We start from the raw sequence: 25,453 nt of genomic DNA, 5'->3' as shown, positions 1-25,453 counted from the left end.
GTGCCCGCACAGCGCGTGGAAGCAGGAAGCCTCCGGAAGGGTCAGACGACCCAGGCTGGAATCCCTGGACTTTAGGCCAGGGAGCACGTCAAGCGGGTCGGTGGAGCGGCGGGAGCAGGCCGTCGCCCGGCCAGAACTCCTGCTCGGTGACGAGGCTGGTGAGGAACAGGTCGACCTCGGCCAGGACGGCGGCGCGCTCCTTCGGCCCGTAGGTGATGACCTGGCCGGCCGCGTCCACAGCCCGCATGTGGCTGTGCGGGCCGGTGCAGACGAGGGCGCGCCCGATCTCGGGAAGGCCGAGGCTGAGGGCGTCGCACTCCCCCGTGCGGACGAGCTGCACGAGGTCGGTGGTGACTGTCTCCCAGTCACCAACCTGCGGCCAGCCTGCACCTCCGTCCAGTTCATGGGTGAGCGTGGAGAGCGGGATGATCTCGCCCGGCGTGCGGCCCTGGGTGAGGCGGTCGTGCATGCGGGCACCGTCGGGCTGGCACACCTGGGGGTGGAGCAGGGTAGCGGCGGCCACCACGGTGGTGTTGATCTCCTGGGTGCCGGTGTCCGGGTAGTACGGCTCGTGCGCAAAGAGCAAGTAGACGTCCGTGGTACGGGCTGGGCTGTCGGTCGGGTTGTGAGGCATGGGCCGGGATCCTTTCTGCGGTGAAGTGCCGGTCGCGGATGATGGGTGGGCTGGGCCGCTGGCTCGAAGCCGGGCGGGAGCGGGCCCAGCGGGCCGTCGCCGCCGCGGGGCAGGGTCGCCTGCCCGGCCGCCGACTCGTTGTGCGTGTACAGGATCTGGGCGACTTGGTCGGCGAGCTGGGCCATCAGCCGCTCCCGGTCGATGAGCCGGGGCGGTGCGGGTGTCGTGGGCCTGGAGCAGGCCGGCTGCGTCCCACAGCAGGTGATGGCCAATCTCGGCCGAACGGCGCAGTTCGTAAGCGTCGTTGCCGGCGGCTTGGACGAGAGAGGCGTGCAGAGTGACGAGGCGCTTCGGGTATCGGCAGGCAGCGTCGCCTTCGACGCGGCGGACGCGTGCGCGGGCCCGGTCGTTGAGCCGGTCGGAGAGGTGCTCGGTGAGGAGCGGGGCGAGCAGCATCGCCGGCAGCACCAAGTCGGAGGGAACACCGTGGTTCAGGGTGTACAGGGCGGCGACGAGGCTGATGGCCCCCGCCATCGCTGTGGACAACCGCAGTGAGGCGGGGCTGGCGTTGCTCAGGGCGATACGGTGGGCGGGGCGCCGGATCAACCGGCGCACGGCCAGCCCCTGCAGTACCGACGTGCCCGGGGCGAACACGCCGATCTGCTGCGGAAGGTCGGGCACAGACCCGTCACCGGGCACCGTCCGCGCCAGCCGCCCCCAGCCGGTGCGCTCGTCCACCAGCGCGGGCTCACACCTGCTGCCGCGCGCGGGAGCAGGGCGGACGTGGGCGATCAGCAGCACGCGGGACTGTGCTTCCTGCGACCGCCGCAACTTGCGGGCGAAGGGACACAGCGGCTGCTGGGGTGCCGTCCGCGGAGGCGGGTGGAGCGTGCCGGTCATGACGTGCTCGCTTCCAGAAAGCCGGTCGCGGTCAGGGCGGAGGCGCAGGTAGAGCAGCAGCCGTCGTTGTCGGGGTGCGCGCGCCGGGGCGTGGGGCCGGGACAGGTGCGGCACAGCGGCCAGCCCAGGCACGCCGGGCAGAGGTCCTCGCCGGGGGCGGTGCCGGGCCTGCCGCAGCCCGAACACTCGACGAGGGCCCGGTAGGTGAGTGCCTCGTCGACCGTGCGGTCAGCTGACGACGCCGTGGAACGCTCCGGCCAGAAAGCCTCGCCCGGGCCGAAGGCGCCGGCGTCGTCGACACCCGGGGCGGGTGGCGGGTAGAGCTGGGCGGAGCGCAGCCGGGCGGCGACGATCGCGTCGACGGAGGTGCGGATCTGGCTGGGCAGCGGTCGGCTGGTGATGACGTGGCGCAGCTGCTCCGGGCTCCAGCCGGCGTCGAGCATCGCGGTCATGACCCGGCCCTGGTCGTGCAGGGCCTTTTCCTGCAGCAGCAGTTCGGGATGGGCCGAGCCGATCGACAGCAGCAGCCGGGTGCCGGGATCCAGATCCTGCGGCGCCGACGCGGCCGTCCCCTTCGGCGATGCAGCCCCCGGTCCGTGCGTGCGCTCGCCGCGGGCGCACGGAGGGACGGGGTTGGTGTTCTGCTTGTTGGTCTTCTTAACGATGGTGTTCTTTGTAGGGCGATCAGCCAACGTAGGGTTATCCAGTCCTGGATTTTCCGACTCTGGCTGCGAGCTGGGGTTTTGCAGGGCGGGCAGGTCGGTGATGACATATGTGGCCGAACCGAGAGTGCCGTCCGGGTTACGGGCGCGCTCCCGCTGCAGGAAACCGCCGCCCTCGAGCTCCGCCAGCTCGCTCGTCACCGCATCCACGCCCTCGCGGCCGCGGCGGGCCAGGTCCGCAACCGTCATCCGCCAGCCCTCACGATGGGTACTGATCAGTCCGAACAGTCCCTTGGCCTTGAAGGACATCCGGGCATCGCGGAACAAGTCGTTGGCGATCTGGGTGAACTGGTCACCGGCCATCACGCCGCGGCGGATCCCCTTGCCGTAATCGCCCCGGCCGCCCACGGGGGCCGCTGTTGCATGGAGCGCTGTGCCGGCGTCCGCCAGGAGGGCGTCAGCGCAGGCGGGGTGATCGGTGATCGAATAGACGATCTCGCCGAGCGTGCCGTTCGGCCGCCGCCGGCGTTCGCGGATCAGATAGCCGTGGGCCTCAAGTTCCTGCAGCCCGCTGCGCACCGCGTCCCGGCCGTCGGTCCCGGAGCCGACCAGTCCGGCGATGGTCACCTGCCAGCCGTCCCGGTGGGTGCTGATGTATCCGAAGATGCCTTTCGCCCGGTAGGACAGACGGCTGTCGCGGAACAGACCGTTGGCGATCTGCGTGAACTGATCCCCCGCCATCGCACCACGGCGGATCCGGCCTCCGGTCATCGCCTATCAGTGAGCGCGCTGTTCGCGCGGCAGACGCAACAGCAGCCGCCGCGCGCGGAAGTGGAACGGCTAGTACCTGCGGACCAGGCGGCGTGCGTGAGATCCATGCAGGCAGCTCACCCGCCAGCGCCAACCAGGACGACGGCCACAACCCCCGACCACCGCTCACAATCCGGCAACAGGCGCGCCGGGCTGCCATGGCCGGGGTGTGGTCGGGCCCGACCGGCCCTCGGCCATGTATGGGACCCCCGATCCGGTGGACCACCGCTTCGTCTGCCTACGAGCGGCGGGCACGGAGTGTAAGGAGCTCGCGAAGAAGGCCGGCCTGACTGCGGTCGGCGGAGCGATTTCCGGAACGTTCCGTGGTGGTTTCCGTGATCCGTGACGCCTGCCTCGGGGAGTCCGGAGCGGATTGAGGCCGCCCAGCTCGACGTTGAGCGACGGCCCGATCGGGTTGCGCAATCGCTTCGTGCGACGGACTGCGCAGCCGCGCGCGGGGCGTTGCGCACGCGGCTGCGCAACGGGGCGCGGATCGTGCGCAATCGTCGTGCACGGGTGAGTGCGCAGCCTCGCCCGGGGGCTTCGGGATCCGGCTGCGCATCGTCCTGCTGCTGCGCAGTCTCCCGGCGCGGAAGCCCAGGGGCTCTCGCGCCCGCAGCCTCGTCCCGGATGCGCACGAGGCGTCGGCGGCCCCCGATCTCTGTGAGACCCGCAGCGGTAGAGCCGAACTCAGTGGGCTGCGAAATGTCGTGGTCGGGTCCGTGGTCGGGCCAGACCACAGCCCCCACCACGGATTTGTGTCCCCTTCGTGATCGTGGTCGGGCGTTCGTGGTCGGTGGTCCGGTCGGGGCCCACGGGTTTCCTCAAGGTCAGCAACATCCGCACTGACCTGGGAGTTTGACCATGTCTCCTGGCAAGCAGGCCCCGCAGGAAGAGGCCACTGCCCCGATCGCGGCAGGCGTCGCGCTGCAGGCAATGCGCCGCCGCGTCCGGCTGTCGCGGGTGGCGCTCTGGACCCTCATCACGGCCGGCCCGATCGCCCTGGGCATCGCCATCACCTCCACCCCGACCACCGTCGAGGCGGCCACCCAGGCCCCGCCCACCCCCTCGGCGCGCACCACCGCGACGGCCGCCGACCCCGCCGGGTATGCGCAGCTGTTCGTCAGCACGTGGCTGCGCAGCAGCACCGATGACATCGCGACTGCGCAGGCGCGGCTTGCGCAGTCGATGGCGCCGGACGTCGAACTGCCCGACCCCGCGGCGGATGCGCAGCCCGCGGCGGCGTCGGTGACGGCGGTGCGCAGTGCGCAGCGCGACGGCGGTGCGTGGTCGGTGACGGTGGCTGCGCAGTACCCGGACGGCCGGGTGCGCTACTACGCCGTTCCGATCGCCGCAAGTCGCGCAGGCACCTCGTTCACCGTGACCGGCGCACCCGCGGTGGTGACCGGCCCCGCCCGGGCCGAGGTGGCGAAGTCGGTGTACGGGGTGAGTGTCCCGGAGGGTGATCTGTCGTCCGCCGTCGGGGAGTTCCTCGCCGCCTACCTGACCGGTGCCGGGGAGGTGAACCGCTACCTCGCGCCCGGCGTGACGATGCGAGCCGTCTCCCCCGCGCCGTACACGGCCGTCGCGGTGCAGCAGGTGGCTGCCCGCGAGGAGGAGGCGGCATCCGAGCGGGTACCGGCCGACGGCACGAAGGTCCGCGTCCTCGCCAACGTGGCAGCGCAAGACACCGACGGACGCTGGCCGCTCGCCTACGAGCTCTCCCTCACCGCCCGCTCGGGCCGCTGGGAAGTCTCCGCGCTCGAGTCTGGCGCTGCCCCGGGTGGGAGTGCCCGATGACCCCAGTGCACGATCTGATGCTCGCGGGGAAGCTGGACGCTCTCGGCGACTCGTGGATCGACATGTTCGGTGAATGGGCGACCAAGGGTCTGCAGGCCGGACTGCTGGTGGTGGTCGTGGTCATCATGATCCAGAGGTTCAGTATCAAGGCCGGGATCGGCGCCCTGCTGCTGATGATCATCGCCTTGGGGTTGTACTACTCCCGCGAAGACCTGGCCGACATGTTCACTGACGAGGTCAAGAACCCCGCCCAGGGCGCGCCCGCCGACCCCGGCCTCGTCCACAGTTCTGCCCCCGCCGCACGGCAGCACCCGACCGACGTCGGAGGCCGCCGATGAGCGCCACCGCCCGGACGGGCCGCTACTACACCGCCGCCCGCCGACACCCCTGGGTTTTGGGGAAGGTCGCGGACTGGAAGATCCCGCTGGGCCCGTATACGCCGACGCAGATCGCGGTCGGCGTCGTCGGCGGGTTCCTGCTGGTGAAGACCATCAGCTGGTGGTCGGTGCTGGGGCCGGTGCCGATCGCCGGCTGGCTGCTGGCGATCTGGGCGGTCCGCCGCCCGAAGTTCCAAGGCCGTGCCCCAATGCAGGCGGTGCTGGGCTGGGTGCAGCTTGGATGGCAGCCGCAGGGCGGACGGATCGGCGGGCGGGCCGCCCGCGACCGCGCTCCCCGGCCACTGCTCGGCGGCTTCACCATCGAGAACGCGCCCCATCCCGAGATGTCCGCCGCCTCGACTCGCCGAGGTCAGCTGCGCACCATCCGGGTGCCGCGGCCGGATCCGAGCAGCGCCCGCTCGTCAACGCCCCGCCGGACGCAGCCGGTCGCCCCCGCTCCTGCGGCTGCGGCGACGGGTCCAGCGTCGGGGGTTCAGCAACTGCTCGCGCTGGCCGGGCAGGGCGGCGGTGCGCGATGAGGGTGCCGGTCCGTCACATCGCCGGGCACCTGGTCTGGTCGACGCACGGCAGCGTCTGGGCGATCTACCGCCTGCACCCCGGGCCGGACGCGCACGGCCAGGTCGAGGAGAGTGTCCAGGGCACCTACGTGCCCGTCGCGGTCCGCGACGAGCAGCTCGCCAAGATCACACACATGGTGCGCTCCCTGACCGGGGCACCCCGGCTATTCGGGCTGGCCGCCCAGGTCGATCCCGGCGAGATCGCCCTGAAGATGATCGAAGGCATCGAGCCGGCTGAGAGCGCGCCTGACGTGGCGCACCCGTGGGTGGAGAACGTCGAGGCCGCTTTGGACCTGCTGGACGAGCAGGAGATGCACCGCCGCACTCTGTGGCTGGCGGTGCCGCTGCAGAGCGAGACCCCCGGTCTGCAGCTCGCCGCCTCGATCGGCGCGGCCTGGGAGGAGGTGGCACCGCTGCTGGGCATGCGCCCCGCCCCGGTGGCCCGCCGCGAGCTGAGCGCGTACCGGGAGCAGGCCGGTCGGGTGGAGGCCGCGCTCGCCGGCGGGATCGCGTTCCGTCCGGCCCGCCCGGCCGAGATCGTGTGGATGATCCAGCACGCCCTGCACCGCGGTATGGCCGAACCGCTGCTCGCGGAGGCCGAAGCCAGTGACCTGTACGGCGGGCAACTGCGCGGCGGGATGCTGCGCTCCCCCTCCTATACGGACCTCGGGCAGGTGCGGCTGCAGGAAGGCGGCATCGACCCACAGCTCGACGATGCCAGGGACCTCAAGGAGACGGGCCGGATCACGCGGTCGGGGCGCACGGCCTGGTGGCGGCTCAACAGCGGCTCGCCGCTCGGGCGGCGCTGGCTGCAGGTCGAAACCGACGCCGGAACCGGCTACCAGGCCCACCTGACGCTGGCCGAGTGCCCGCCCACGGTCAGCCAGGACACCGCCGATCTGTTCGCGCAGCTGGAGAGCCTGGACTTTCCCGTCGACTACACCATCGACCTCACCCTGGTCCCCGCGGAAAAGGCCCGCGCTCAAGTGCAGCGCAAGAAGAACGAACTCATCGACCAGGCCGACCAGTACGACGCCCGTCCCACCGGCATGCCCGCCTCCCTGACCGACGCCGCCCGCGACCTCGGCGAACTCGACGCCCGCCTGGCCCGCACCAGCGTCGAGGTCGAGGTGCAGTCGGTGACCGTGCTGACGGTGTGGGGACCGACTGCCGCCGTCTGCGACTCCCGCGCCCGGGCGCTTGCCGCCCTGCTCAGCGGCGCCGACTACCGGGCGGTGCGCCCGGCCGGCCTGCAGCAGGCCCTGTTCACCCTCGGCCTGCCGGGCACGGTCCGGCCCGGTGTGGTGCGGGAGTTCACCCAGCACCAGGTCAGCGAGGACTGGGCACTGTCCGGGGCCTTCACCGCCTGCCAAGTCGGTGATCCGAACGGGATGTTCCTCGGGATCGACCTGGACTGCGGCACCACCCGCCCCGTCATGATCAACGTGGCGGATGCGCCGAAGCAGGACGCCTCCGCCTCCATGGGCATCGTCGGCGACCTCGGGGCCGGCAAAAGCGTCCTGCAAAAACTGATCGCGGAGGCGGTGTGGGCGCGCGGCGGCTGCGCGGTCTGTATCGACCGCACCCCCGTCCGCGAGTGGGCGACCTTCGCGCGGACCGCGGCAAAGGGCCGCGTGCAGATCCTCGACGCGGCCACGGCCGAGGTGTCCATCGACCCCCTGCGGATGTTCCCCGGCCCCGAGGGCCGCCACTACGCCCTGTCCTACCTCACCCTGCAGCTGGGTATCGGGCCGATGAGCACATCCGGCGAAGTCCTGCACCACGCCGTCGAACGGGCCGCGGCGAGCAACGCCCCCTCCATGCACCGGGTGTTGGGGGTCTTGGAGGAGATGGCCGCTGGTGAGGCGGGCAAGCGGCAGGACGCGGCTGCCACCCTGGCCGGCCTCATCCGCGTGGTCGCCACCAACCCGCTGGCGGCGATGGTGTTCGATGCGGCGCTGCCGCCGGTGCGGCTGGACGCCTCCAGCGCCCACGACATGATCGTCATCACTACGGCCGGGCTGAAGCTGCCCCCGAAGGCCGCCTTCGCCAACCCGGAAGTGCTGCACCAGCAGCCCCTGGAAGCGCTGATCGGCCGGGCGGTCCTCTACCTGATCGCGGCCATCGCCCGGCAGACCGCGTTCGAGGATCCCGACCGGTTCACTGCCGTGGTCTTGGACGAGCTGTACTGGCTCACCTCTTCCGCGGAGGGCACAGCCCTGGTCCACGAGATCCTCCACGACGGCCGCAAGCACGGCGCCGGCCTCCTCGCGGGCTCGCACGACGCCGCTGAACTCGGCCCCGACCGCGGCCTGATGGCCTACCGCGCTCTCGCCCGCACCGCGGATCGCGAACGCGCCCGCCGAGGGCTGGAATTCATCGGCCTCGACGCGGAAGACCCGGAGCTGCTGCGGCTGGTCACCACCGGATTGTCCCCCGTCGGCCAGAAGGGCCGCGAGGGCGAGTTCCTGCTGACCGGGCCCCGCCAGAACACCGGCCGGATCAAGGTCGTCATCCCCCGCATCGCGCGCATCGCCACCTCCATCACCACCACCCCGGGACGCCGGCCCAGCCCGGCCCCGCATGCCGCGGCCGGGCCGAACTCCGGTGACGCGGCCGGTGCCCGCCCGAAGGAACTCAGCTGATGACCACCACTTCACCTTCGTCCTTTGCGCCCGCCCGCCCCCGGCGTCTGGCGGCCGCGGTGAGCATGCTGACGGTGATCGCCGCCGCGGCCGCCGTCATCACCCTGGTGGTGGGGGCGAGCCTGCCGGAGTCGTGGTGGCCGCGCACCGGCGCCGCGTTCGCCGCGGACACCGCTTCGTCCGCCTCGCCGCGCCACGATCCGTGCGTCCTGATCGCGGGTCCGGCCAAGGAGTACTGCGCGCGTGGTGCCAGCACCTCCGCTTCAAGGTCTGCGCCCGCTTCGGCCGAGCGGGACCTGGCCGGTGCGGCGTGGCGACTGCTGCCGGCCGGGGCCGGCCTGACGGCCCTGGTGATCTGGCGGCGCCGCAGCACCACGGCCCGAGAGCGGGCCTGAGGTGCGCCCAGACCGCGGCACGCTCCGCTCGGCCGGCTTCGTGACGCTCCTGGCCGGCGTGTTCGTCATGGTCAACAGCCAGGTCGTGTACGCGGCGAGCAGCACCAGCAACACCGGAGACCTCCTGTCACCGCTGAACATCACCTCGAGCGAGGGCGTGCCGATCAACGGCTACGAACTCAACGCCGAAGGCGGCCCGATCCTCAGCTTCAAAACGCAGTCCCTCTCCTTCGCCCTGTCCGGCTTGTTCACTGTGATCCGGCTGCTGGTCGGTCTGGCGGGGTGGGCGATCGAGCTGGCTTTCCGGTTCCCGCTGCTGAAGATCCTCATCAAGCCGGCACAGAAGGTCGCCGACTCCTACAACGCGATCATCGTCGACACGCTCGGGCTGAAAGGTCTCCTGCTGGCCTGGGCGTTCGTGTTCGCCGGATTCATGATCGTGCGGGGGCGGGTCGGGCGCGGTCTGGGCGAGATCTTCCTGACCCTGACGATCGCGGCGTTCGCCGCGTCCGCATTCGTCCGCCCCGACTACCTGCTCGCCCAGGACGGCCCGCTCGGCCAGGCCCAGCAGGTCGCTGCCGCGGTCGCCGAGGAGAGCGTCAACTCCTACGACTGGGGCGGCAAGCTGGCCGAGTTGGGCCCCTGCGACGGCCTCGCGGGCCGACAGGAGCTGAAGTGCCTGGAGCTGGAGGCCCAAAAACCGGTGGCGTCCACGGACGTGGCCCGCCCCCTGCAGGACTCCATCACCAACGCGCTGATCGTCAAGCCGTACATGCTGCTGCAGTACGGCCGCATCCTCGACCCCTCCAAGGAATCCGACCGCAAGGCCTACGGCATCCACCTGAAGTGGGTCATCGGCGGCTACCAGGCCACAACCGACGACGCAGATGATGAGGACGACAAAGACCCCTGCAGCCTCATCAAAGGTCCCGCCAAGGCGTACTGCGAACGCCGCGACAAGGACGATCTGGCCATCGACCCCCTCACGGAGCTCGGACCCGACGTCCTCACCACCCCCAACCCACAGATCACACAAGAGGACCGCGGATTCGCGGCCTTCCTCGAGGACATGAAGAAGGCCGGCCCGGTCGGCACAGCGTGCTCCGAGTACGCGGCCAAGCCCACCTGGTGGCGGGTCGGCGGCGCCTTCCTCCTGCTGGTCGCCGCGTTCTTCATCTGCGGCATGCTGCTCTCCAGCGCCATCGTCCTGCTGGGCACGCAAGGCATCGGCGCGGCCGCCGCAGCCGCCGGCACCATGACGCTCATCGCCGGCATGCTGCCCGGCCCCGCCCGGCAGTCGGTGTGGAAGTGGCTGTCGATCTGGGGCATCGCGATCCTCGCCATGGTCGGCATCTGCGCCTACATTCCGTTCTTCGGGATCGCCGTGGACGCCACCATCACCAACGGCCCCGATCTGATGGTCGAACGGATCCTGCTCATCGACGTGCTGGCCGTCGCCGGCGCGGCCGGGCACCGCCGGATGCTGACCGGGATCACCTCCTTCGGCCGGCGGATGGCGATGCGGATGCGCTACGCCAAGGTCGGCGGCACCCACATGCCCGGCGACACCTCCGAGCTCGGCGCCGCCCTCGCCATGAACTCCCCCGCAGCGCTCGGCGGTTACGGCGGCGGGCTGCGCGCCGTCACCGGCGGCGGGGGCCGGTTCGGGCTGCTCGGCACCCGGCAGCGCCTGATGGGCGCGCTGACCTCGCTGGCCGACGGAGCGGGCATGCCGGTCGACACCGGCCGCGTTCTCGCCGACGCGACCGCCGAGGCCGGGCGGGGGCTGGCCCCGGTCACCGCGGCGGCAGCCGTAGGCGGGCTGGGTGCGCGGCTCGGCCTGACCGGCGCCCGGCTCGGGGCCAAGGGCGGGCACTGGCTGCTGATCGGACGCCGCCCGGATACGGAGAAGTTGGCCAAGTGGCGCAAGCCCACCGCCGACGGTGATCCGCACGCGGGCGAACCGTCCGGTGGGGGCGGCGGGGGACCCGATGGCGGGGGACCGCGGCGGCCCGGCGGGCCGCCGGACCGGTACCGCAACGAAGACGGGCAGATCGTCGACCGCCGTACCGGGCAGGTGCTGCACGACCAGAACTCCGACCGCACGCTGTTGTCCACGCGGGCGCACAACCGGCTGGTCCGCTACCGCGGTTACCGCATCCTGAACCGGGGCGGCCGGGCCGCGTACGGGGCCACGGTCGGGCTGCCCGTCACCGTCGACCGGGCGCGCTCAGCAGGGTCGCGCTACTCCCAGGACGCCCGTCAGCAGGCGCGGGTGTGGGGCAACACCGTCCGCGAGGACCGCGGAGCCTGGACAACCATGCGGGACGAGTCCGGCGTGCGGCGCGGGCGCACCGACGCCGGCAGCGGGACCACGGCGTTACCCGGCCGCCGCCTGCCCACTCCCAGCGCACCAGGCGCACCGTCCCCGCGCCCTGTGCCCACCAGCCGCCCCGCAGGCCGCGCAGCGCCCGCGTCTGCCCGGCCGACCGACCCGGCACCGGGGCAGCCCCCGGCTGCACACCCGCGTGACAGCGGCCCCGCACCGCGGGCGAGCTCCGGCAGCCGGCTCGGCGGGCCCGCACGTCCCGGGGACGCCACAGCCAGCAGCCGCGCCCGCGACGAGGCCCGCGAGCGGATGCAGGAACTGCTGCGGCGCACTGCCCCGGATGCCGAACGGCTGCGCCAGGAGCGGGCCCGGCGGCGTGACGAAGGCGGTGAGGACGAGTGAAGTGGCCCGGTGGGCGCTTTCGGCGGTGGGGGTGCGTGGTGGCGCTGCTGATGTTCGCGGCCGTGTGCTGTGCTGCACCTGTCGGCAACGCGATCAGCGCGTACGTGGGGCTGCAGTCGGGTGTGCAGGACGACGGCGGGATCGCCGGGGGCGGCAGTGCCGCAGACATCCCGGCCCGGATGCTGACCGCGTACAAGAAGGCCGTACAGCAGGCCGGCCGCCATGTGCCGAAGTGCCAGGGCATGCGCTGGCCCATCCTGGCCGGGATCGCCAAGGTGGAGTCCAACCACGCCGTCGGCCGGGGCATTGCCGACAACGGAGATATCCGCCCGCGCATCTACGGCGTCCTCCTCGACGGTTCCGGGGCCGGCGGCAACACCACGGCCGTCCCCGACTCCGACGGCGGCCGATGGGACGGCACCGCGCAGGGCGAACGGGCCGTCGGCCCGTTCCAGTTCCTGCCCTCCACCTGGGAAGGCGTGGGTGAGGATGGGAACGGCGACCAGGTCGCCGATCCCCACAACGCCGACGATGCCGCGCTCGGTGCCGCGATCTACCTGTGCGGGAACGGCCGCGACCTGACCAAGCGCGCCCAACTCAAGGCGGCGATCTATCAGTACAACCACTCCCCCGCGTACGTGGCGAACGTGCTCGGGTGGATCGGCCAATACACGGCGGCCGGCAAGAACCCTGGCCTGGACAGCGTCTCGGGGAAGGTCCGCACCGTCATCGAGGCGGCACTCGCCCAGCGGGGCGCGCCGTACTCGTGGGGCGGCGGCAACGCCAACGGCCCGTCGTACGGGATCTGCTGCTCACCCAGCGGCAAGAGCGGCGCGGGCATCAACGGGTTCGACTGCTCGGGGCTGACGACCTACGCGTACGCCCAGGCAGGCATCCAGTTGCCCCGCACCGCAGCCGCACAGGCCGGAGTTGGCCGGCGCATCCCCGCCAGCCTGGGCACTGGTGCTCTCAAGCCGGGTGACCTGGTCTTCTTCGCGTACGCCCCCGGCCGCGATTCCACGATCTACCACGTCGGGATCTACCTGGGCAGCGGACAGATGATCAACGCCGCCCGCCCCGGCACCGTCATCCGGCAGGACACGGTCGAGGCCATGTCCGGCTACGCAGGGGGAGCCCGGCTGCTGTGACCACCCTCCCGCGCTCGCCGCGCCTGCTGATGCTGAGCACCCTCGTCCTTGCCGTCGCCGGAATCGCCCTGTTGACCGTGCCGCACCGCCCACTGCCGTCGGGACCGGCCTCATCAGCGCCCTCTCCCATGGCCAGCAGTTCGTCATCCCCGGCCGTCGTATCTTCGGTTCGCCCGCCGACCGGCGCGGCGACACCCACCGCGTCGCATGCCCCCTTGCCATCGTCGACCGTTTCCTCTGCTCTGCCGCCGCACGGCGAGGGCACGGCCGGTGACGGAGCCATCCAGCACTCCCTGGAAGCAGCCTGGCCCGCGGACCTACTCGCCGCCGACGAACGGGAGTTGCTCGCTGCAGGTCGTGCCCTGCTGCGGGCCGACGCCACCGGGGTCAGCCGCAGGAACTGGCCCGACGTCTTTCCCCACGGGCAGGTGGTGGCCCCGGCATTCGCGACCGGTGGCTTCCGTATCCAGGCCGCGATCGCCCGCCGCGAAGCGGGCCCGGATGCGGCGGTGGTGCACCTCGTGTGGGCGGGCACCGACCGGGGCGGCACCTACACCGACGGCCGCATCGCCGATCTGCCCTTCACCCGCACCCTCACGAAGGGAGGTCCGAGGTGGACTCCGCTGCCGCGCCTGTGACGGACCAGGCCTCCGGGCAGGCCGCCAAATCGGTGATCGGCCTGGTCACCGGGCTCGTCGAGACGACCGGCTGGCTCTATAGCCACTGGTACCTGCTCGCCCTGGCCGTCGCCGTGTCCTGGTGCGCGGGCGAGATGGTGGTGCGCCGGCTCGCACAGCGGGCGTGCGCCGAGCGGATGGCCCTGGAACTCACCCCTGCCCGGCACTTCGACCCGGGCCTGGAGGAAATCTTCCGCCGCGGCGTGCAGCTGGCGCGGGCCTCCACGTCCATGCCGTGGTGGGCGCCGCGGCGGGCGAAGACCGTGCAGATCCGGCTACGGGCGGACGGCTCCAGCCCGCTGCGCTACCGCGTCGAAGGCCCGGCGGGCGCTGAACGGCTGCTGTCCATCTCTCCGTTCGGGCCGAATGTCACCGTCGACAAGGCCCGTCCGATCGTGGACGCGCCGCGCAAGCACGTGGTGCGCGCGGAGTTCATCCTGCGGGGCAAGCTCGTCGCACCCCTGCGGGAGGTACCGCTGGAGCCCGACCCGCTGCAGCCCCTGGTCGACGCCGTGTCCGATCTGCGCGCCAAGCTCGGCGACCTTGCCGAGATACGGCTCGACATCCAGCGTGCGCCCAAGTGGGCCCTGCGCACGCGCCGGCTTCAGCTCATGAGCGCCGCGCGGCGCCGGGAGCGGCGGGAGACCCAGCGCGCCTCCCGCTGGATCCGCCAGGACGCCACCGGGATGGAGGACTCACTGGCCTGGAATGTGCGGGCGCTCATCACCGGCAAGGACAGCCCGGCCGGGCGGCGGCTGGTGATGCCTGCGGTGCCGCGCCGGGTGGACCCGGACGAGGCCCTCGGCAAGCTGGCCGACGACGACCACCTCGTGCGCGTGCAGCTGCTCGTGATGTGCGCCTCCAACGTCGAAGGCCGCGCCCAGGCCCGGCTCGCCCAGCTCCAGGCCGCCTTCGATGTGTTCGGCGGCCGCTCCCGGTGGGCGATGCGCGGCTGGCGGCTGGGACCGTGGCGGTTCGGTGCCGATCACTGGCCGACACGACGCAGCTTCGAGCGCCGCTGGCAGCTGGGCCAGTGCCAGCCGCCGCTGGCGAACTGGGTGCGGCTGGAGGAACTGACCGGGCTGCTGAAGCCGCCGACCGTGCACTGCCGGCTGCCGCTGCTCGCCGGTGACCTCCCGTCCTTCGAGTTCGAACATCCTGACCTGCTGTTGCAGGGCATCCATCGCGGGCCCGACGGGCGCAGGCGGCTGGTCGCCACTTACACACACGAGACGCTGTTCGAGTGCGGGGTGGGCAAGGCCGGTGGCGGCAAGACCGAGCGCGCCTTGGCGCAGGCGATCGGGTGGGCCCATGCCGGCGGCGGGTTGATGTTCGTCGACCCGCACCGTGACTCCTGGCCCCGGGCCGCGACGTTCCTGGCCCACGACCATCTGATGCAGCGGATCGCGCTGATCGACCTCAATGCGGCAGGGCGTTGCCCGATGTTGAGCTCGTGGAATCCGATCGCCATGCACCACGGGCAGGCCCCGCACGAGGTCGTCGAGGCGGTCACCGACGCCTTCTCCACGGTCCTCGGGTGGGACGACGCCGCCGCTCCCCGCGCGCTGACCATCCTCACGTCAGCGCTGGCGGTGCTGGTGACCGTCAACCAGGCCGCCTGCCAGGCCGGCCGCCGCCAGGACCAGAGCACGATCTTCCACGTGCGGGCCCTGCTCGCCGACCCGGTCTTCCGCAGCGCGGCGCTGGCCGCCGTGGCGGACCGGCTGGACGAGGACACGCAAGCGTGGTGGAGGACGGTCTTCCCGACGTTCCCGCCGGATGCGTTCGCCGTCGTCCTCAACCCGCTGGCCCGGCTGGCCGCCAACCCGGTCACCCGTGCCTTTCTCGGCCAGCCGGTCGGCGTCTACAACAGCCGGGCCGCCATGGACAACGGGCTCATCGTGTGGGTGTGCCCGGCCGGGAACGGGCCCACCGACCGGCTGCTGACCGCGCTCATCGCCCGGGACCTGCTACGGGCCGTGCGCTCGCGCCGGGACACACCGCACAGCCAACGGCGGCCGTTCCGGCTGTACTTCGACGAACTGATCACCTTGACCGGGGCCGCGCCGGAGACCATCGCGTCCATGTTCGAGGACTTCCGCAAGTACCAGGTCACCGTGCACGGGATGACCCAGCTGCTGGGCCGTCTGCCGGCCCCGGTGCGGATGTCGCTGACGCAGAACGCGTCCACGCTCGCCTCCACAGCGGGCTCGAAAACCTCCATCACCCCGATCACCGCGGAGTGGGGAGACAAGCCCAGCGCTGACGAGGTGGCCGTGCTCGACCGATTCGAGCACTACATCTCCTTCACCGTCGGCGGCCGCCGTATCGGCCCGGTCCGGATCACCGGCCCGCACCTGGACGAGGTGTTCGACGAATACGCCCGTCCCCGTCAGGTCCCCGCGCTGGAGCGCGCCGCCCGTAACACCGCGGGCGCGGCACCGCTCGACCAGCTCACCGCCACGGCTGCCGCCCAGCAGGACCGTGTCGCCGCGTTCCTCGCCCAGCGCGCCCCGGCCGCCACGGCACACGCGCGCCAGGCCAACCACACAGAGGGATACCAGTGACCGCCGTCAGCGTTACCCAGTCCGCACCGGGCTGGCACCCCAGTCCCGTCGAACCGCTACCGCATCAACTGCTGGCCGCGCTCGCCCTGCACCGGATGGCCACGAGCCAGCAGCTTCACACCCTCCTGCGGCCGGACACCGTACGGCAGACCGTCGCCACCCCGCTGAACAGGCTGCGCCGGCAAGGGCTGGTCGACTTCACCGTGCTGCCGGCATCGAATCGCACGCGCGCCTGGTACCTCACCGGCGAAGGCGCCCGCCTCACCAGAGACTTTCCCGCACTGCGCGGCCGGCCCCCGTATCCGATCACCTCGGCGACCGCGGCGTCCTTGAAGACCCCGCACACGCTGACCGTGGTCCGCACCCACCTGGCGTTCGTCGCCGACGCCCGTCGCCGCGGCGACGAACACGCTCACCTCGACTGGACACCAGAGGTCTCTCACCCTCTCAGCGACGGCGAAAGAGTCATCGCGGACGCGGTCATGCACTACACCCTCATCCGCGGTGGACAACGGACCAAGCTGCGGGCGTTCGTCGAAGTGGACCGGTCCACCATGAGCAGCGAGCGACTCGCGGCCAAGCTGATCGAATACGCGCGGCTGTGGTCGTACGAGCCGCAGTTCGCCGGCCGCCAGCGCCCCCGAACACCGGCTGGTATGGGCGCCGTGTGGCTGCGCTGGTATCCGGTGTTCCCGCGCGTGCTGGTCGTACTGACCGGCACTTCCCGGTACGTCCTGGCCAACCGGATCAGTGACCTGCAGGCCATGGTCACCCAACACCCGCTGGTGACGGCCCTGGGCCGTGACGTTCCCCTCGGCGCCGCCGTCCTGGAGGACCTCGAAGAGCACGGGCCCACGGCCGACGTGTGGGTGCCCCTCGCCGGGGGCGCGCGGCAGTCATGGACGGAGCTGTGACACCCGGGCAGGCGGCAGCAAATGTCGCAGCCGTGCAACTACTCCGAAAACCCCTTGAAGTTTGCGCACGCGAACACTATGTTTACTGCCGCACAGAGAGGCGAGGGACAGCTGACGCCTTATGTGCAACCGGACTTGGGAGATCCTGATGACGCACGCAACGGATCCAATTCGCAACAACGAACCCTATGAAGCGATCGAGTGGCCGACCCTGACCCGGACCGTTGCGCAGATCGGGAGCGCCTGCGTGGTCCAGGGGGCCGGCGACTTCGACCTGGAAGACCTTGCCGTGGTTCGCCGCCGCTTTCCTGGTCGGTACGTGTCCCTGGACGGCGACGTGATCACCGTGTGGCCGCAATGCGGGCCGGCACGGTGACCAGGTGCCAGGCCTCGCGTCCGATCGCGCAAGCGCCTGCCGATCATCCATGCCGCCGGAAGGGGCGCAGCCCGATGAGGAGATGCCGCACGACAGAGCACAGCAGGTTCCTGGCCACCGCGGCCATCGGAGCAGCGCTGGCGCTGGGACTGACGAGTTGTTCGGACTCCGGCAGCAGCCAGCAACAGGACCGTTCCCTGGCGGCCGCCTCGGGAGGAAGCAATGCCGTACCGCACAGCCAGCAGGGGCAGCAGGCGCTGCCGCAGGCAGAGCTGTCCGGCCGCGACAACCTGATCCTGACGATCACGGCGGCCGAGCGGGATGGGACGGCCGGCTACCTCACAGTCCGCGGCAAGCTGACGAACACCGGTCCCGACATAACAGCCGTCCCGGCCGCGCTGCGCGGCAGCGAACCGGACATCCTGAGGACCGGCCCGTCTCTGGCCGGAGCGACACTCGTCGACTTCCCAGCCCGCAAGCGCTACTACGTCCTGCGCGACACCGACGGCCGCCCGCTCACCACAACCGGCCTGTCCACACTCCAGGCCGGAGAGAGCGCACGCATCTTCATGCAGTTCCCCGCGCCACCGCCGACCACGACCACGGTCGGCTTCCAACTCCCCCTGTTCGACACCACGACCATCACGATCTCTGGGTGAGGTGAAACGCTCCATGCGATCGATCCGATCCCGCCTCACCAGCCTGCCCCTTGCAGGGACAGCCGCCGCGGTCGCTCTGAGCGCGACCATCGCCATCCCCCAGCCCGGGGGCTTGAGTTCCACGGGCGGCACGCCGAGGCCTGCCGGACTCGCATCGGTCAGCCCCGGGACGGCCGGTTCCGGCCTCGCTCTCCGCACAGGCGCCACGCTCGCTCCGCCCAAGGTCCTCGATCTCGGCTCGGACCCGGCCGATGTCACCGACCTGATCACGGGTGGGAACGGCGCCACGCCCCTGGCGGGTCGATCGGGCTCTCCAGCCGGCAGCGCTTGCGGATCGTGTGCGGCCGGAACGAGCGAAGACACACAACCACAAATCGACTTCCGGTCCCGTATGTGACCGGGTACGTCCTTAGTTGTACGAGTGAACTCGACTATCACACTGGGAAGTTGACTGGCATATGCGTAATCTTGCGGTCACGCAAAAGCATTTCCGCAGCTGGAAGCGGCCGTGCACCCGAACCGCCGTTGAGCGGCGGGCAGTGGCAGCGGTCGTGTCGTACGCGTCCCACGGGGAGACAACGTGACACGAGCAATTCAGCACAAGGCCGGACGCCCCAGTGTTCGCGCCCGCACGTACGCAACCGCGCTTCTCGTCACGGGCACCTTCCTGGTGGTCGGATGCAGCAACGGCGACTCGGACTCGTCGTCCAACCCCAGTTCCACCCCGACGACTGTCTCGCCATCCCCCAGTTCCACCGTCAGCGCCGAGGACACCGCCGTCATCGCGGCGTACACCAGCTCGTGGGATGCGCAGACCGCGGCCTACAGCAAGGCCTCTTCCTCGGGCACCGACCTCAAGAAGAACACCACCTTCAAAGCCCTGGCTGACATCGAGAACGATCTGTCGGCTATGCGAAAGGCCGGGCAGGTGACCACCGGAAGGCCCGCGATCGATCCGAAGGTCGTCAAGGTGACCGATGCCAAGATCCCCACGGCCACGGTCGCGGACTGCGTCGACACGACGAACTGGATTCTGATCGACAAGGCCTCGAAGACAAAGGTCCCTCTGCCCACGACGCGGCTCACCAAATACGTCAGCACCGCAACGCTTGAAAAGTGGGGGACGAAGTGGATGGTCACGAAGTTAACCGCACAAGAGCAAGCGTGCTAGCCCGACGCATTGCTTCGCTCACCGGCGTCCTCGTCCTGACTTCGGCTGGCTTTGCGCACGCGGGCGACGATCCCGTCGATGCCGGCCAGTGCCAGGTCATCAAGTTCTGTGTCGGCGTCGGCGTCGGTGACGAATCCGGGGGAAGTGACGGGCAAGCTGGCGGCTCATCAGGCGGCAGCAACGACAGCGACCTTAAGTGCGGGTACACCAAGATCGAGCCGAAACCGCCGGCCGAACACCCGGCGTGGGAAGGCAAAGATCCCGCGAAATATGACATGTACTTCTATTCATGCTGGGACGAAACGGCCGGTGAGCAACGGCCGGATCTTGACGGTTTTGTCGTCGTGCCGGAAGGACAGCCGCCCGCGCCGCAGGTCGACCCGCAAGTGCTCGCCCAGCGCGCGGTGGACTCCATGACTCTGCTCGGTCCGGACATCGCAAGCCCTCGCCCTACCGGAAAGTACACCGTGGGTGTCCCGATGTGGATGTGGGTCAACCAGAGCGCCACGACGTACGGTCCGAACACCGCGTCGGCCTCGGCGGGCGGGATCACCGTCACCGCTACCGCGAAGGTGTCAAAAGTCGTGTGGTCGATGGGTGACGGCACTTCCGTGACGTGTAACGGACCGGGCACTCCCTATACGTCGTCTAAGGGAATGGCCCAGAGCCCGACCTGTGGACACGTGTATTCCGAGACTTCGGCCGGTGCCCAGAGCGCCAAGTTTCCGGTGACGGCGACCTCGACATGGACGATCAACTGGCAGGGCGGCGGACAAGCCGGCCAGCTCATCGAGATCCGGCAGACGAATGTGGAGGCGGCCGTCGGCGAAGTCCAGGTCGTCAGATGAGGCAGCCCATCGGAAGGATGAAGCGTTGAGCACAACACGAGAACGCCCCGCGCCCGTGCCCGGGGGTCCCCCGCATGCTCAGGTCGCCGGCCCGGTGACGCCGCCGCGAGTGTCGGCGCGCAGGCGCCGCCCAGGCATGATCGCCTTGTCGCTCGCGCTGATCGCCGCCGGTGGCACGGGGGTTGCGGTCCTGCTGTTACAGGTCGCGCACCGCACCGATGTGGTGACCGTGGTCCGTGACGTGCAGGTCGGTCAGGTGCTCACCGAGCAGGATCTGGGCAGGGCTTCCGTCGCATTAGATCCGGCCGTGAGGGCGGTCGAGGCCGAGGATCTGGACTCGGTGGTGGGCAAGCGGGCTGCGGTCGAGCTCAAGCCCGGCTCGCTGTTGTCCCCGGCGCAGGTGACGAAGGATTCTCTGGTCAAGGCCGGGGAGCAGTTGGTCCCGATCGGGTTGAAGCCGGAGCAGGTCCCGGCCACCGCGCTGGTGCCGGGCCAGAAGGTCCAGCTGGTCCGTGTCCCGGTCCAGGGAACAACGGCCTCGGACTCGGAGAGCGATGCGGCATCGAAGTCGATCGCGGGCCGGGTGGTGAAGGCTTCCCAGGCGGCGCCCGGGACCGGAGTCGTGGTGGTAGACGTGGCCACTGCCGCCGCGGATGGCCCGACCGTCGCGGCGTGGGTGGCGGCCGGCACCCTGCGTTTGGTGCTCGACGCTCCGGACGGCAGCTGATGAGTGTGATCGCACTGGCCGGCTGCAGCGGCGCGCCGGGGGTGACCACCAGTGCGCTGGCCCTGCTGCTGAACTGGCCTCTGGAGCCGGGCCGGAAGATGATCCTGGCCGAGTGCGACCCGGACGGCGGCGCGGTGCTGCATGGCCTGCTGCAGGGCACGCTCGGCGACCGCTACGGGCTGCGGAACCTCTCGGTGGCCGCCCGCAAGGGCGAGTTCGGGGAAGCGTTCTGGCGGCAGTTGATCGACTTGAGCAGTGAAGACGGCGCCAAGGAGTCGCCTCGTAACCGGATGCTGCTGCCCGGCATCACCGATCCGGCGCAGGCGGCGAGTCTGGGGCCGGTGTGGAAGGCGCTGGCGGTGATGTTCCGTGGGATCGACGCCGAGCACGGGCACGATGTGCTGGTCGACCTCGGGCGCAGTGGGGCGTTCGGGCCCTCGGGGGTGCTGGCCGAGCAGGCCGACACCACGCTGGTGGTGGTGCGGAACACGCTGCGCTGCCTCCAGGCGGCTCAGGCGCGGGTGAGCGCGCTGGAGGAGCGCGTCGGCGGCGTCGGCCTGATCGTCATCGACGACGGCCCCTATCCGGCCGGGGAGGTGCAGCGGGTGCTGCAGGCCCCGGTGGTGACGACCCTGCCGTATGTGCCGCAGGACGCGAAGGTGCTCTCTGACGGGGCCGAGCAGCCGCGCCGGTTCGCCAAGTCGGCACTGATGAAGGCGGCCCGTACCGGCGCCGCCTTGCTGGTGCAGCGCGCAGCCGTGCAGCGGGCTCGCCTCGCCCCGGGTGCGGGCGGGGAGGTGCCGCATGCGCGGTAGGCCGCTGCACAACAATCCCGTGGTGACGCCGGATCCGCGCCACGCTGCGGGGTGGCCGCGCCAGGCCGAAGGCGCCCCTGTCGGGTCGGCGGCGAGCGCGGGTCATCTCGGCGCTGGCGTCCCGCAGGTGATGGTCGATTACCGGGTGGCCCGGCACGTCGCTGGGCAGGTCGCGCGCCAGCGCGAGGAGTTGCTCAAGAAGAGCCCGGATGTGGATCGGGCCACCGAGGAACAGCAGTGCCTGAACTGGATCAATGAGGCCGTGGCGCTGTGGGCGGATGCCCAGGGTGTCGAGCGCGGGGTGAGTACCACGGCGGAGGAGGACGACGCGCTGCGGCGCGCCGTCTACGACCTGCTGTACCGGGCCGGACGCCTGCAGCCGTATCTGGATGACGAGCGGGTCGAGGACATCATCATCCAGGGCCCGCATGAGGTGTGGCTGGACTACGGCGATGGCGAGCGCCGCAGGGTCGGTGCCATCGCGGATTCCGAAGAGGAACTGCTGGAGCTGCTGCGGGAGTTGGCTCGGGAGTCCGGGCACAGCGAGCGCACCATCTCCACCGCGAACCCCACCCTGGCGCTGTCCCTGCAGGACGGCTCCCGGCTGCAGGCCATCACCGGGCTGGGGCCGACGACCTATGCGGTCATCCGCCGTCACCGGGTCTCGCACGCCGACCTGGACGAGCTGGTCCGCCTGGGCACCATCGATGTGATCCTGCGCGAGTTCCTCGGCGCCTGTGTCCGCGCCGAGAAGAACATCATGATCGCGGGGAAGCAGAAGGCCGGGAAGACGACCCTGCTGCGGGCGATGCTCCGCGAGTTCGACCCGCAGTGCCGGTTTGCCACCATCCAGACCGAGGACGAGCTGTTCGCCCACGACAACGGCTACCACCGCCAGGTCGTCTCCCTGGTCGGTCGGGAGTCCAATGGCGAGAAGGACGCCACCGGCCGCGGCGCCGGCGAGGTCACGCTGCTGGATCTGATGCACCCCGCGCTGCGGATGTCGCTGGAGCGGATCGTGGTCGGCGAGGTCCGCGGCCCCGAGATCGTCGCGATGATGCAGGCGCTGACCAATGGGGCGGGCGGCAACCTGTGCACGATCCACGCGCGGCGCCCCGACGTCATCGTCGACCGAATCGCCGAACTGTATGCGCTGGCGCAGGGCAACCTGTCCGAGCAGCTCGCCTACCGGCAGACCGCGAACGGGCTGGACTTCATCGTGTTCGTCGACATGACCGACGAGACCCGGATCGGCGGCCGCCGGCACCGCTACGTCTCCCACGTCCTGGAGCTGACCGGGATCGGCGAGTCCGGCCGTCCGGCCATGAACGAAGTCTTCTCCCCCGGCGCGGAGTTCGGTGAACTGCGGGCGGTGCCGCGGATGGACCCGGAATGCGTCGATGACCTGCGCCGGGTCGGCTTCGACTCGAGCCTGCTGCAGCACCCCTACGGGGCCTGGCAGGCGCCGCTGCCGCTGAAGGTGGGGGCCGGCCGGTGACCTTGTTGCTTGCCCTGCTGTGCGGGATGGCCCTGGTCGGCGGGCTGATCGGCGTCATCGCCGGTCTGGTCGGCACCACCACGCCGCGCCGGGCGCCCCTGCGCCGGCGCTGGCAGGCGCTGCGCTCGGGCCAGAACAGGGCCGAGGAGGTACGGCTGCGCCGGCGCACCCTGACTGCCTGCGCACTGGTGGTGTTCGGCGGCGTGTGGCTGGTCTCCGAGAACTTCGTGGCCGGCGTGCTGCTGGGCGCGGCCGTGGTGGGCGTGCCGTGGCTGATCACGCCGTCGCAGATCGCGCAGGAACGCATCGGCCAGCTGGAGGCCCTGAGCGAGTGGACCCAGCGGCTGGCCGGCCTGCTCCGGCTGGGCATGGGCCTGGAGCAGGCGATGATCAGCAGCCGGAAGGGGGCACCGGATGCCCTCGCGCCGCAGATCGCAAGCCTGTCCGAGCGGCTGCGCCGCGGCTGGCGGCCCGAGGACGCGCTGCGCGCCTTCGCCGGCGAACTCGACGACGTCACCGCGGACAAGGTGACCGCGGCGCTGCTGTTGTCGGTCAACGACCGCGGTCCGGGCTTGGCCCAGGCATTGGAGGATCTGGCGGGCACGGTCCGCGAGGAAGTCGGACGCAAGCGCTCGATCGAGGCGGACCGGGCCAAGCCGCGCACCACGGTGCGGTGGATGACCTTCATCACCCTGGGGGTGATCGTCGCCGGGTTCTTCGTGCCGTCCTACACCAGGCCCTACTCAACACTCCTCGGTCAGCTGGTGCTCGGCTTCCTGACTGCGGGGTTCGTCGGCGTGCTGGCGATGATGCGGCAACTGGGCACCTTCCGCCGCACCCCCCGCTTCCTGATCGCTGATGCACGCAGCACCGTCCGCCTGCCCGCCTCGAGCACCGAGTCGGCCGCGGCCGGGCGTGCGCCGGAAGGAGCCCGGTCGTGAACCTCTTGCCCGTCGTCGTCACCGGCGGCCTCATCGGCGGTGGCATGGCGCTGTTTGTGCGGGAACTGCTGCGGCCGCAGCCCGCGTTGGCGGCCGCCCTGGCGCGCAGCGCGCCCGGCACGTTGAGCATGCCGGAGGCGGAGCTCGACCGGGACGAGGTGTGGGGCCGCTGGCTGCTGGTACGCCTGGAGCGGCTGCCCGGCGTGCGGGTGCCGGCCAAGAACCTCGCCCTGCTCGGGCAGGGGCCGGGCACATTCATGCTGAAGAAGACAGCGCTCGCCGGGATGGGGCTGCTGTGCCCGGTGCTGGTGACGATTCCGTGGATCATCGCGGGCGTCTCGCTGCCGTTCTACGTCCCGGCAGCCTTCGGACTCCTCATCGCCGGGCTGCTGTTCATCACCCCCGACCTTGCCGTCCGCGACCAGGCCAGGCGAGCGCGGGAGGAGTTCGCGCACGCCCTGTCCGCCTACCTCGACCTGGTCGCCTTGAAGCGGGCCGCGGACGCCGGCCCCACCGAGGCCCTGGAGAAGGCGGCCGCGGTCGGCCACGGCTGGCCCTTCGTCTATCTGCAGGGCGCACTGCGCCGCGCTCGACTCGAGAAGGTCCCGCCGTACCAGGCACTGTCTGAACTCGCCGACACCTACGACCTGCCGGGCCTTGGTGATGTCGCCGACATCATGCGCGGCTCGGCCACCGACGGCGCCGCCGTCTACAAGGCCCTGCGGGCCCGCACCGCCGCGTTGAACACCGAACTGCTCACCGCGCAGGCCGCCGAGGCGAACGCCGCCAGCGAGAAGATGACCGCCCCCGGTGCTCTTCTCGCCGTGCTGGTCATGCTGCTGATGGCGTTCCCCGCAGTGATCCGCATGCTCACGGTCTGACCTCTGACATCTGATCCGACGCAATCGACTTGCTTGGAGGAGCATCCCCGATGAAGCACCTTGCAGCCCGTACCTACGTTGCCGTCCGGTCGCTGACGGAGCGTCTGGAGCAGGGCCTGGCCGAGTTGCAGCGGCGGCCGGACCGGGGCGACATCAGCATCACCACCGTGATCATCTGGGTGGCCGCCGTCACCGGCGCCCTGCTCATCGCCGGGACCATCGCGATCGTGATCGCCAAGTACAACACCAACCTCAACGGCATCTGATGCCCCGCGGCGACCGGCTCCACGCCTGGTGGCACGGGCGACGATGGCGCGATGACCGCGGGGATGCCTCTCTCCAGATGGCGATCGTCTACCCGTTCGTCCTGCTGGCCACGATCGCCGTCATCCAGGCCTCCATGTGGTACTACGCCCGCTCCATCGCGCTGACCGCCGCCCGGGAAGGCCTCAGCGCAGCGCGCGCCTACCAGGCCTCCCCCGCCGACGGCACTGCCAAGGCGCAGGAGGTCCTGGGCCGGGCGGCGGGCGACAGCCTGCTCGGCTACGCGGTGTCCGCCGCCGGCAGCACCGGCGAGCGGGTACGGATCGAGGTCTCGGGCACCGCTCAGTCGATGATCCCCGGGGTCGGCGGTCTGCGGGTCAGCCAGTCGGCATCCGGTGCGGTGGAGCGGTGGACGGTTCCAGGGGGGTGAACACG

Annotated in this window: 24 protein-coding genes; 22 read left to right on the top strand and 2 right to left on the bottom strand. The window is 70.9% G+C overall.

Translation table 11 applies throughout. From position 1 onward, the window contains the following. Positions 1-88 precede the first annotated feature (88 nt). Positions 89-634, bottom strand: coding sequence for a hypothetical protein (locus PH203_RS43520; RefSeq protein WP_289927767.1), 546 nt, complete (start codon positions 632-634; stop codon positions 89-91). Between the two features lie 225 nt (positions 635-859). Here PH203_RS43520 and PH203_RS43515 point away from each other — a divergent pair, with 225 nt between their 5' ends. Further along, positions 860-1,189 carry a hypothetical protein gene (locus PH203_RS43515; RefSeq protein WP_289927766.1) on the top strand — a complete coding sequence of 110 codons (330 nt, stop codon included), beginning with the start codon at positions 860-862 and terminating at the stop codon, positions 1,187-1,189. A 341-nt stretch (positions 1,190-1,530) separates the two neighbouring features. On the opposite strand, the gene PH203_RS43510 is transcribed toward PH203_RS43515, so the two are convergent. After that, on the bottom strand, positions 1,531-2,967 hold the full coding sequence (locus PH203_RS43510; RefSeq protein WP_289927765.1) for a hypothetical protein: 1,437 nt from the start codon (positions 2,965-2,967) through the stop codon (positions 1,531-1,533). Between the two features lie 903 nt (positions 2,968-3,870). On the opposite strand from PH203_RS43510, the gene PH203_RS43505 reads away from it, so the two are divergent. From PH203_RS43505 to PH203_RS43405, 21 genes are all read left to right on the top strand, one after another. Then, positions 3,871-4,806, top strand: a complete 936-nt coding sequence (locus PH203_RS43505; RefSeq protein WP_289927763.1) for a conjugal transfer protein — start codon at positions 3,871-3,873, stop codon at positions 4,804-4,806. Continuing rightward, complete coding sequence (locus PH203_RS43500; RefSeq protein ID WP_289927761.1) at positions 4,803-5,144, top strand: hypothetical protein; 342 nt, start codon at positions 4,803-4,805, stop codon at positions 5,142-5,144. Before PH203_RS43505 ends, PH203_RS43500 begins: the two co-directional genes overlap by 4 nt. Next, a complete protein-coding gene (locus PH203_RS43495) occupies positions 5,141-5,722 on the top strand; it encodes a hypothetical protein (RefSeq protein ID WP_289927759.1) in 582 nt (193 codons plus the stop codon). Before PH203_RS43500 ends, PH203_RS43495 begins: the two co-directional genes overlap by 4 nt. Further along, positions 5,719-8,406: an ATP-binding protein gene (locus PH203_RS43490; protein WP_289927758.1), complete on the top strand. Its 2,688-nt coding sequence runs from the start codon at positions 5,719-5,721 to the stop codon at positions 8,404-8,406. The genes PH203_RS43495 and PH203_RS43490 overlap by 4 nt, the downstream gene beginning before the upstream one ends. Then, positions 8,406-8,801: a hypothetical protein gene (locus PH203_RS43485; protein ID WP_289927756.1), complete on the top strand. Its 396-nt coding sequence runs from the start codon at positions 8,406-8,408 to the stop codon at positions 8,799-8,801. The genes PH203_RS43490 and PH203_RS43485 overlap by 1 nt, the downstream gene beginning before the upstream one ends. Before the next feature lies 1 nt (position 8,802). Then, positions 8,803-11,532 (top strand): hypothetical protein, encoded by a 2,730-nt coding sequence (locus tag PH203_RS43480; RefSeq protein WP_354671316.1) that lies wholly within the window; start codon positions 8,803-8,805, stop codon positions 11,530-11,532. A gap of 35 nt (positions 11,533-11,567) precedes the next feature. Further along, positions 11,568-12,680, top strand: a complete 1,113-nt coding sequence (locus PH203_RS43475) for a bifunctional lytic transglycosylase/C40 family peptidase (RefSeq protein ID WP_289927755.1) — start codon at positions 11,568-11,570, stop codon at positions 12,678-12,680. 215 nt (positions 12,681-12,895) lie between these two features. Next, a complete protein-coding gene (locus PH203_RS43470) occupies positions 12,896-13,318 on the top strand; it encodes a hypothetical protein (RefSeq protein ID WP_289927754.1) in 423 nt (140 codons plus the stop codon). Next, positions 13,294-15,924, top strand: a complete 2,631-nt coding sequence (locus tag PH203_RS43465; RefSeq protein ID WP_289927753.1) for an ATP/GTP-binding protein — start codon at positions 13,294-13,296, stop codon at positions 15,922-15,924. Before PH203_RS43470 ends, PH203_RS43465 begins: the two co-directional genes overlap by 25 nt. Next, complete coding sequence (locus PH203_RS43460; RefSeq protein WP_289927774.1) at positions 15,915-16,838, top strand: replication-relaxation family protein; 924 nt, start codon at positions 15,915-15,917, stop codon at positions 16,836-16,838. Before PH203_RS43465 ends, PH203_RS43460 begins: the two co-directional genes overlap by 10 nt. Before the next feature lie 148 nt (positions 16,839-16,986). Next, a complete protein-coding gene (locus PH203_RS43455; protein ID WP_289927752.1) occupies positions 16,987-17,214 on the top strand; it encodes a hypothetical protein in 228 nt (75 codons plus the stop codon). A gap of 74 nt (positions 17,215-17,288) precedes the next feature. Further along, a complete protein-coding gene (locus tag PH203_RS43450) occupies positions 17,289-17,873 on the top strand; it encodes a hypothetical protein (RefSeq protein ID WP_289927750.1) in 585 nt (194 codons plus the stop codon). 580 nt (positions 17,874-18,453) lie between these two features. After that, entirely contained in the window at positions 18,454-19,044 is a 591-nt protein-coding gene (locus tag PH203_RS43445; RefSeq protein WP_289927748.1) for a hypothetical protein, read from the top strand. Further along, entirely contained in the window at positions 18,990-19,892 is a 903-nt protein-coding gene (locus PH203_RS43440; protein ID WP_289927743.1) for an ATP/GTP-binding protein, read from the top strand. Before PH203_RS43445 ends, PH203_RS43440 begins: the two co-directional genes overlap by 55 nt. Before the next feature lie 136 nt (positions 19,893-20,028). Continuing rightward, positions 20,029-20,619: an SAF domain-containing protein gene (locus tag PH203_RS43435; protein ID WP_289927742.1), complete on the top strand. Its 591-nt coding sequence runs from the start codon at positions 20,029-20,031 to the stop codon at positions 20,617-20,619. After that, on the top strand, positions 20,619-21,434 hold the full coding sequence (locus PH203_RS43430) for a hypothetical protein (RefSeq protein ID WP_289927739.1): 816 nt from the start codon (positions 20,619-20,621) through the stop codon (positions 21,432-21,434). The genes PH203_RS43435 and PH203_RS43430 overlap by 1 nt, the downstream gene beginning before the upstream one ends. Further along, entirely contained in the window at positions 21,424-22,932 is a 1,509-nt protein-coding gene (locus PH203_RS43425; RefSeq protein WP_289927738.1) for a CpaF/VirB11 family protein, read from the top strand. The genes PH203_RS43430 and PH203_RS43425 overlap by 11 nt, the downstream gene beginning before the upstream one ends. Beyond that, positions 22,929-23,873, top strand: coding sequence for a type II secretion system F family protein (locus PH203_RS43420; protein ID WP_289927736.1), 945 nt, complete (start codon positions 22,929-22,931; stop codon positions 23,871-23,873). Before PH203_RS43425 ends, PH203_RS43420 begins: the two co-directional genes overlap by 4 nt. Further along, complete coding sequence (locus tag PH203_RS43415; RefSeq protein WP_289927735.1) at positions 23,870-24,754, top strand: type II secretion system F family protein; 885 nt, start codon at positions 23,870-23,872, stop codon at positions 24,752-24,754. The genes PH203_RS43420 and PH203_RS43415 overlap by 4 nt, the downstream gene beginning before the upstream one ends. Positions 24,755-24,804: 50 nt before the next feature. Beyond that, entirely contained in the window at positions 24,805-25,020 is a 216-nt protein-coding gene (locus tag PH203_RS43410) for a hypothetical protein (RefSeq protein WP_289927734.1), read from the top strand. Beyond that, positions 25,020-25,448, top strand: coding sequence for a pilus assembly protein (locus tag PH203_RS43405; RefSeq protein WP_289927733.1), 429 nt, complete (start codon positions 25,020-25,022; stop codon positions 25,446-25,448). The genes PH203_RS43410 and PH203_RS43405 overlap by 1 nt, the downstream gene beginning before the upstream one ends. Positions 25,449-25,453 lie beyond the last annotated feature (5 nt).

Source organism: Streptomyces sp. S.PB5 (genome assembly GCF_030403745.1).
Lineage (GTDB): Bacteria > Actinomycetota > Actinomycetes > Streptomycetales > Streptomycetaceae > Streptomyces.
The sequence above is the reverse complement of the archived record's forward strand: the minus strand, read 5'-3'. Positions and strand labels throughout refer to the sequence as shown.

Excerpts from the sequence above, each read along its gene's own strand:
- PH203_RS43495 (WP_289927759.1), top strand. The coding sequence starts at position 5,141 with ATGAGCGCCACCGCCCGGACGGGCCGCTACTACACCGCCGCCCGCCGA.
- PH203_RS43490 (WP_289927758.1), top strand. The coding sequence starts at position 5,719 with ATGAGGGTGCCGGTCCGTCACATCGCCGGGCACCTGGTCTGGTCGACG.
- PH203_RS43450 (WP_289927750.1), top strand. The coding sequence starts at position 17,289 with ATGAGGAGATGCCGCACGACAGAGCACAGCAGGTTCCTGGCCACCGCG.
- PH203_RS43410 (WP_289927734.1), top strand. The coding sequence starts at position 24,805 with ATGAAGCACCTTGCAGCCCGTACCTACGTTGCCGTCCGGTCGCTGACG.
- PH203_RS43510 (WP_289927765.1), bottom strand. The coding sequence starts at position 2,967 with ATGACCGGAGGCCGGATCCGCCGTGGTGCGATGGCGGGGGATCAGTTC.
- PH203_RS43520 (WP_289927767.1), bottom strand. The coding sequence starts at position 634 with ATGCCTCACAACCCGACCGACAGCCCAGCCCGTACCACGGACGTCTAC.
- PH203_RS43430 (WP_289927739.1), top strand. The coding sequence starts at position 20,619 with ATGAGTGTGATCGCACTGGCCGGCTGCAGCGGCGCGCCGGGGGTGACC.
- PH203_RS43505 (WP_289927763.1), top strand. The coding sequence starts at position 3,871 with ATGTCTCCTGGCAAGCAGGCCCCGCAGGAAGAGGCCACTGCCCCGATC.
- PH203_RS43455 (WP_289927752.1), top strand. The coding sequence starts at position 16,987 with ATGACGCACGCAACGGATCCAATTCGCAACAACGAACCCTATGAAGCG.
- PH203_RS43500 (WP_289927761.1), top strand. The coding sequence starts at position 4,803 with ATGACCCCAGTGCACGATCTGATGCTCGCGGGGAAGCTGGACGCTCTC.
- PH203_RS43405 (WP_289927733.1), top strand. The coding sequence starts at position 25,020 with ATGCCCCGCGGCGACCGGCTCCACGCCTGGTGGCACGGGCGACGATGG.
- PH203_RS43485 (WP_289927756.1), top strand. The coding sequence starts at position 8,406 with ATGACCACCACTTCACCTTCGTCCTTTGCGCCCGCCCGCCCCCGGCGT.
- PH203_RS43425 (WP_289927738.1), top strand. The coding sequence starts at position 21,424 with ATGCGCGGTAGGCCGCTGCACAACAATCCCGTGGTGACGCCGGATCCG.
- PH203_RS43435 (WP_289927742.1), top strand. The coding sequence starts at position 20,029 with ATGATCGCCTTGTCGCTCGCGCTGATCGCCGCCGGTGGCACGGGGGTT.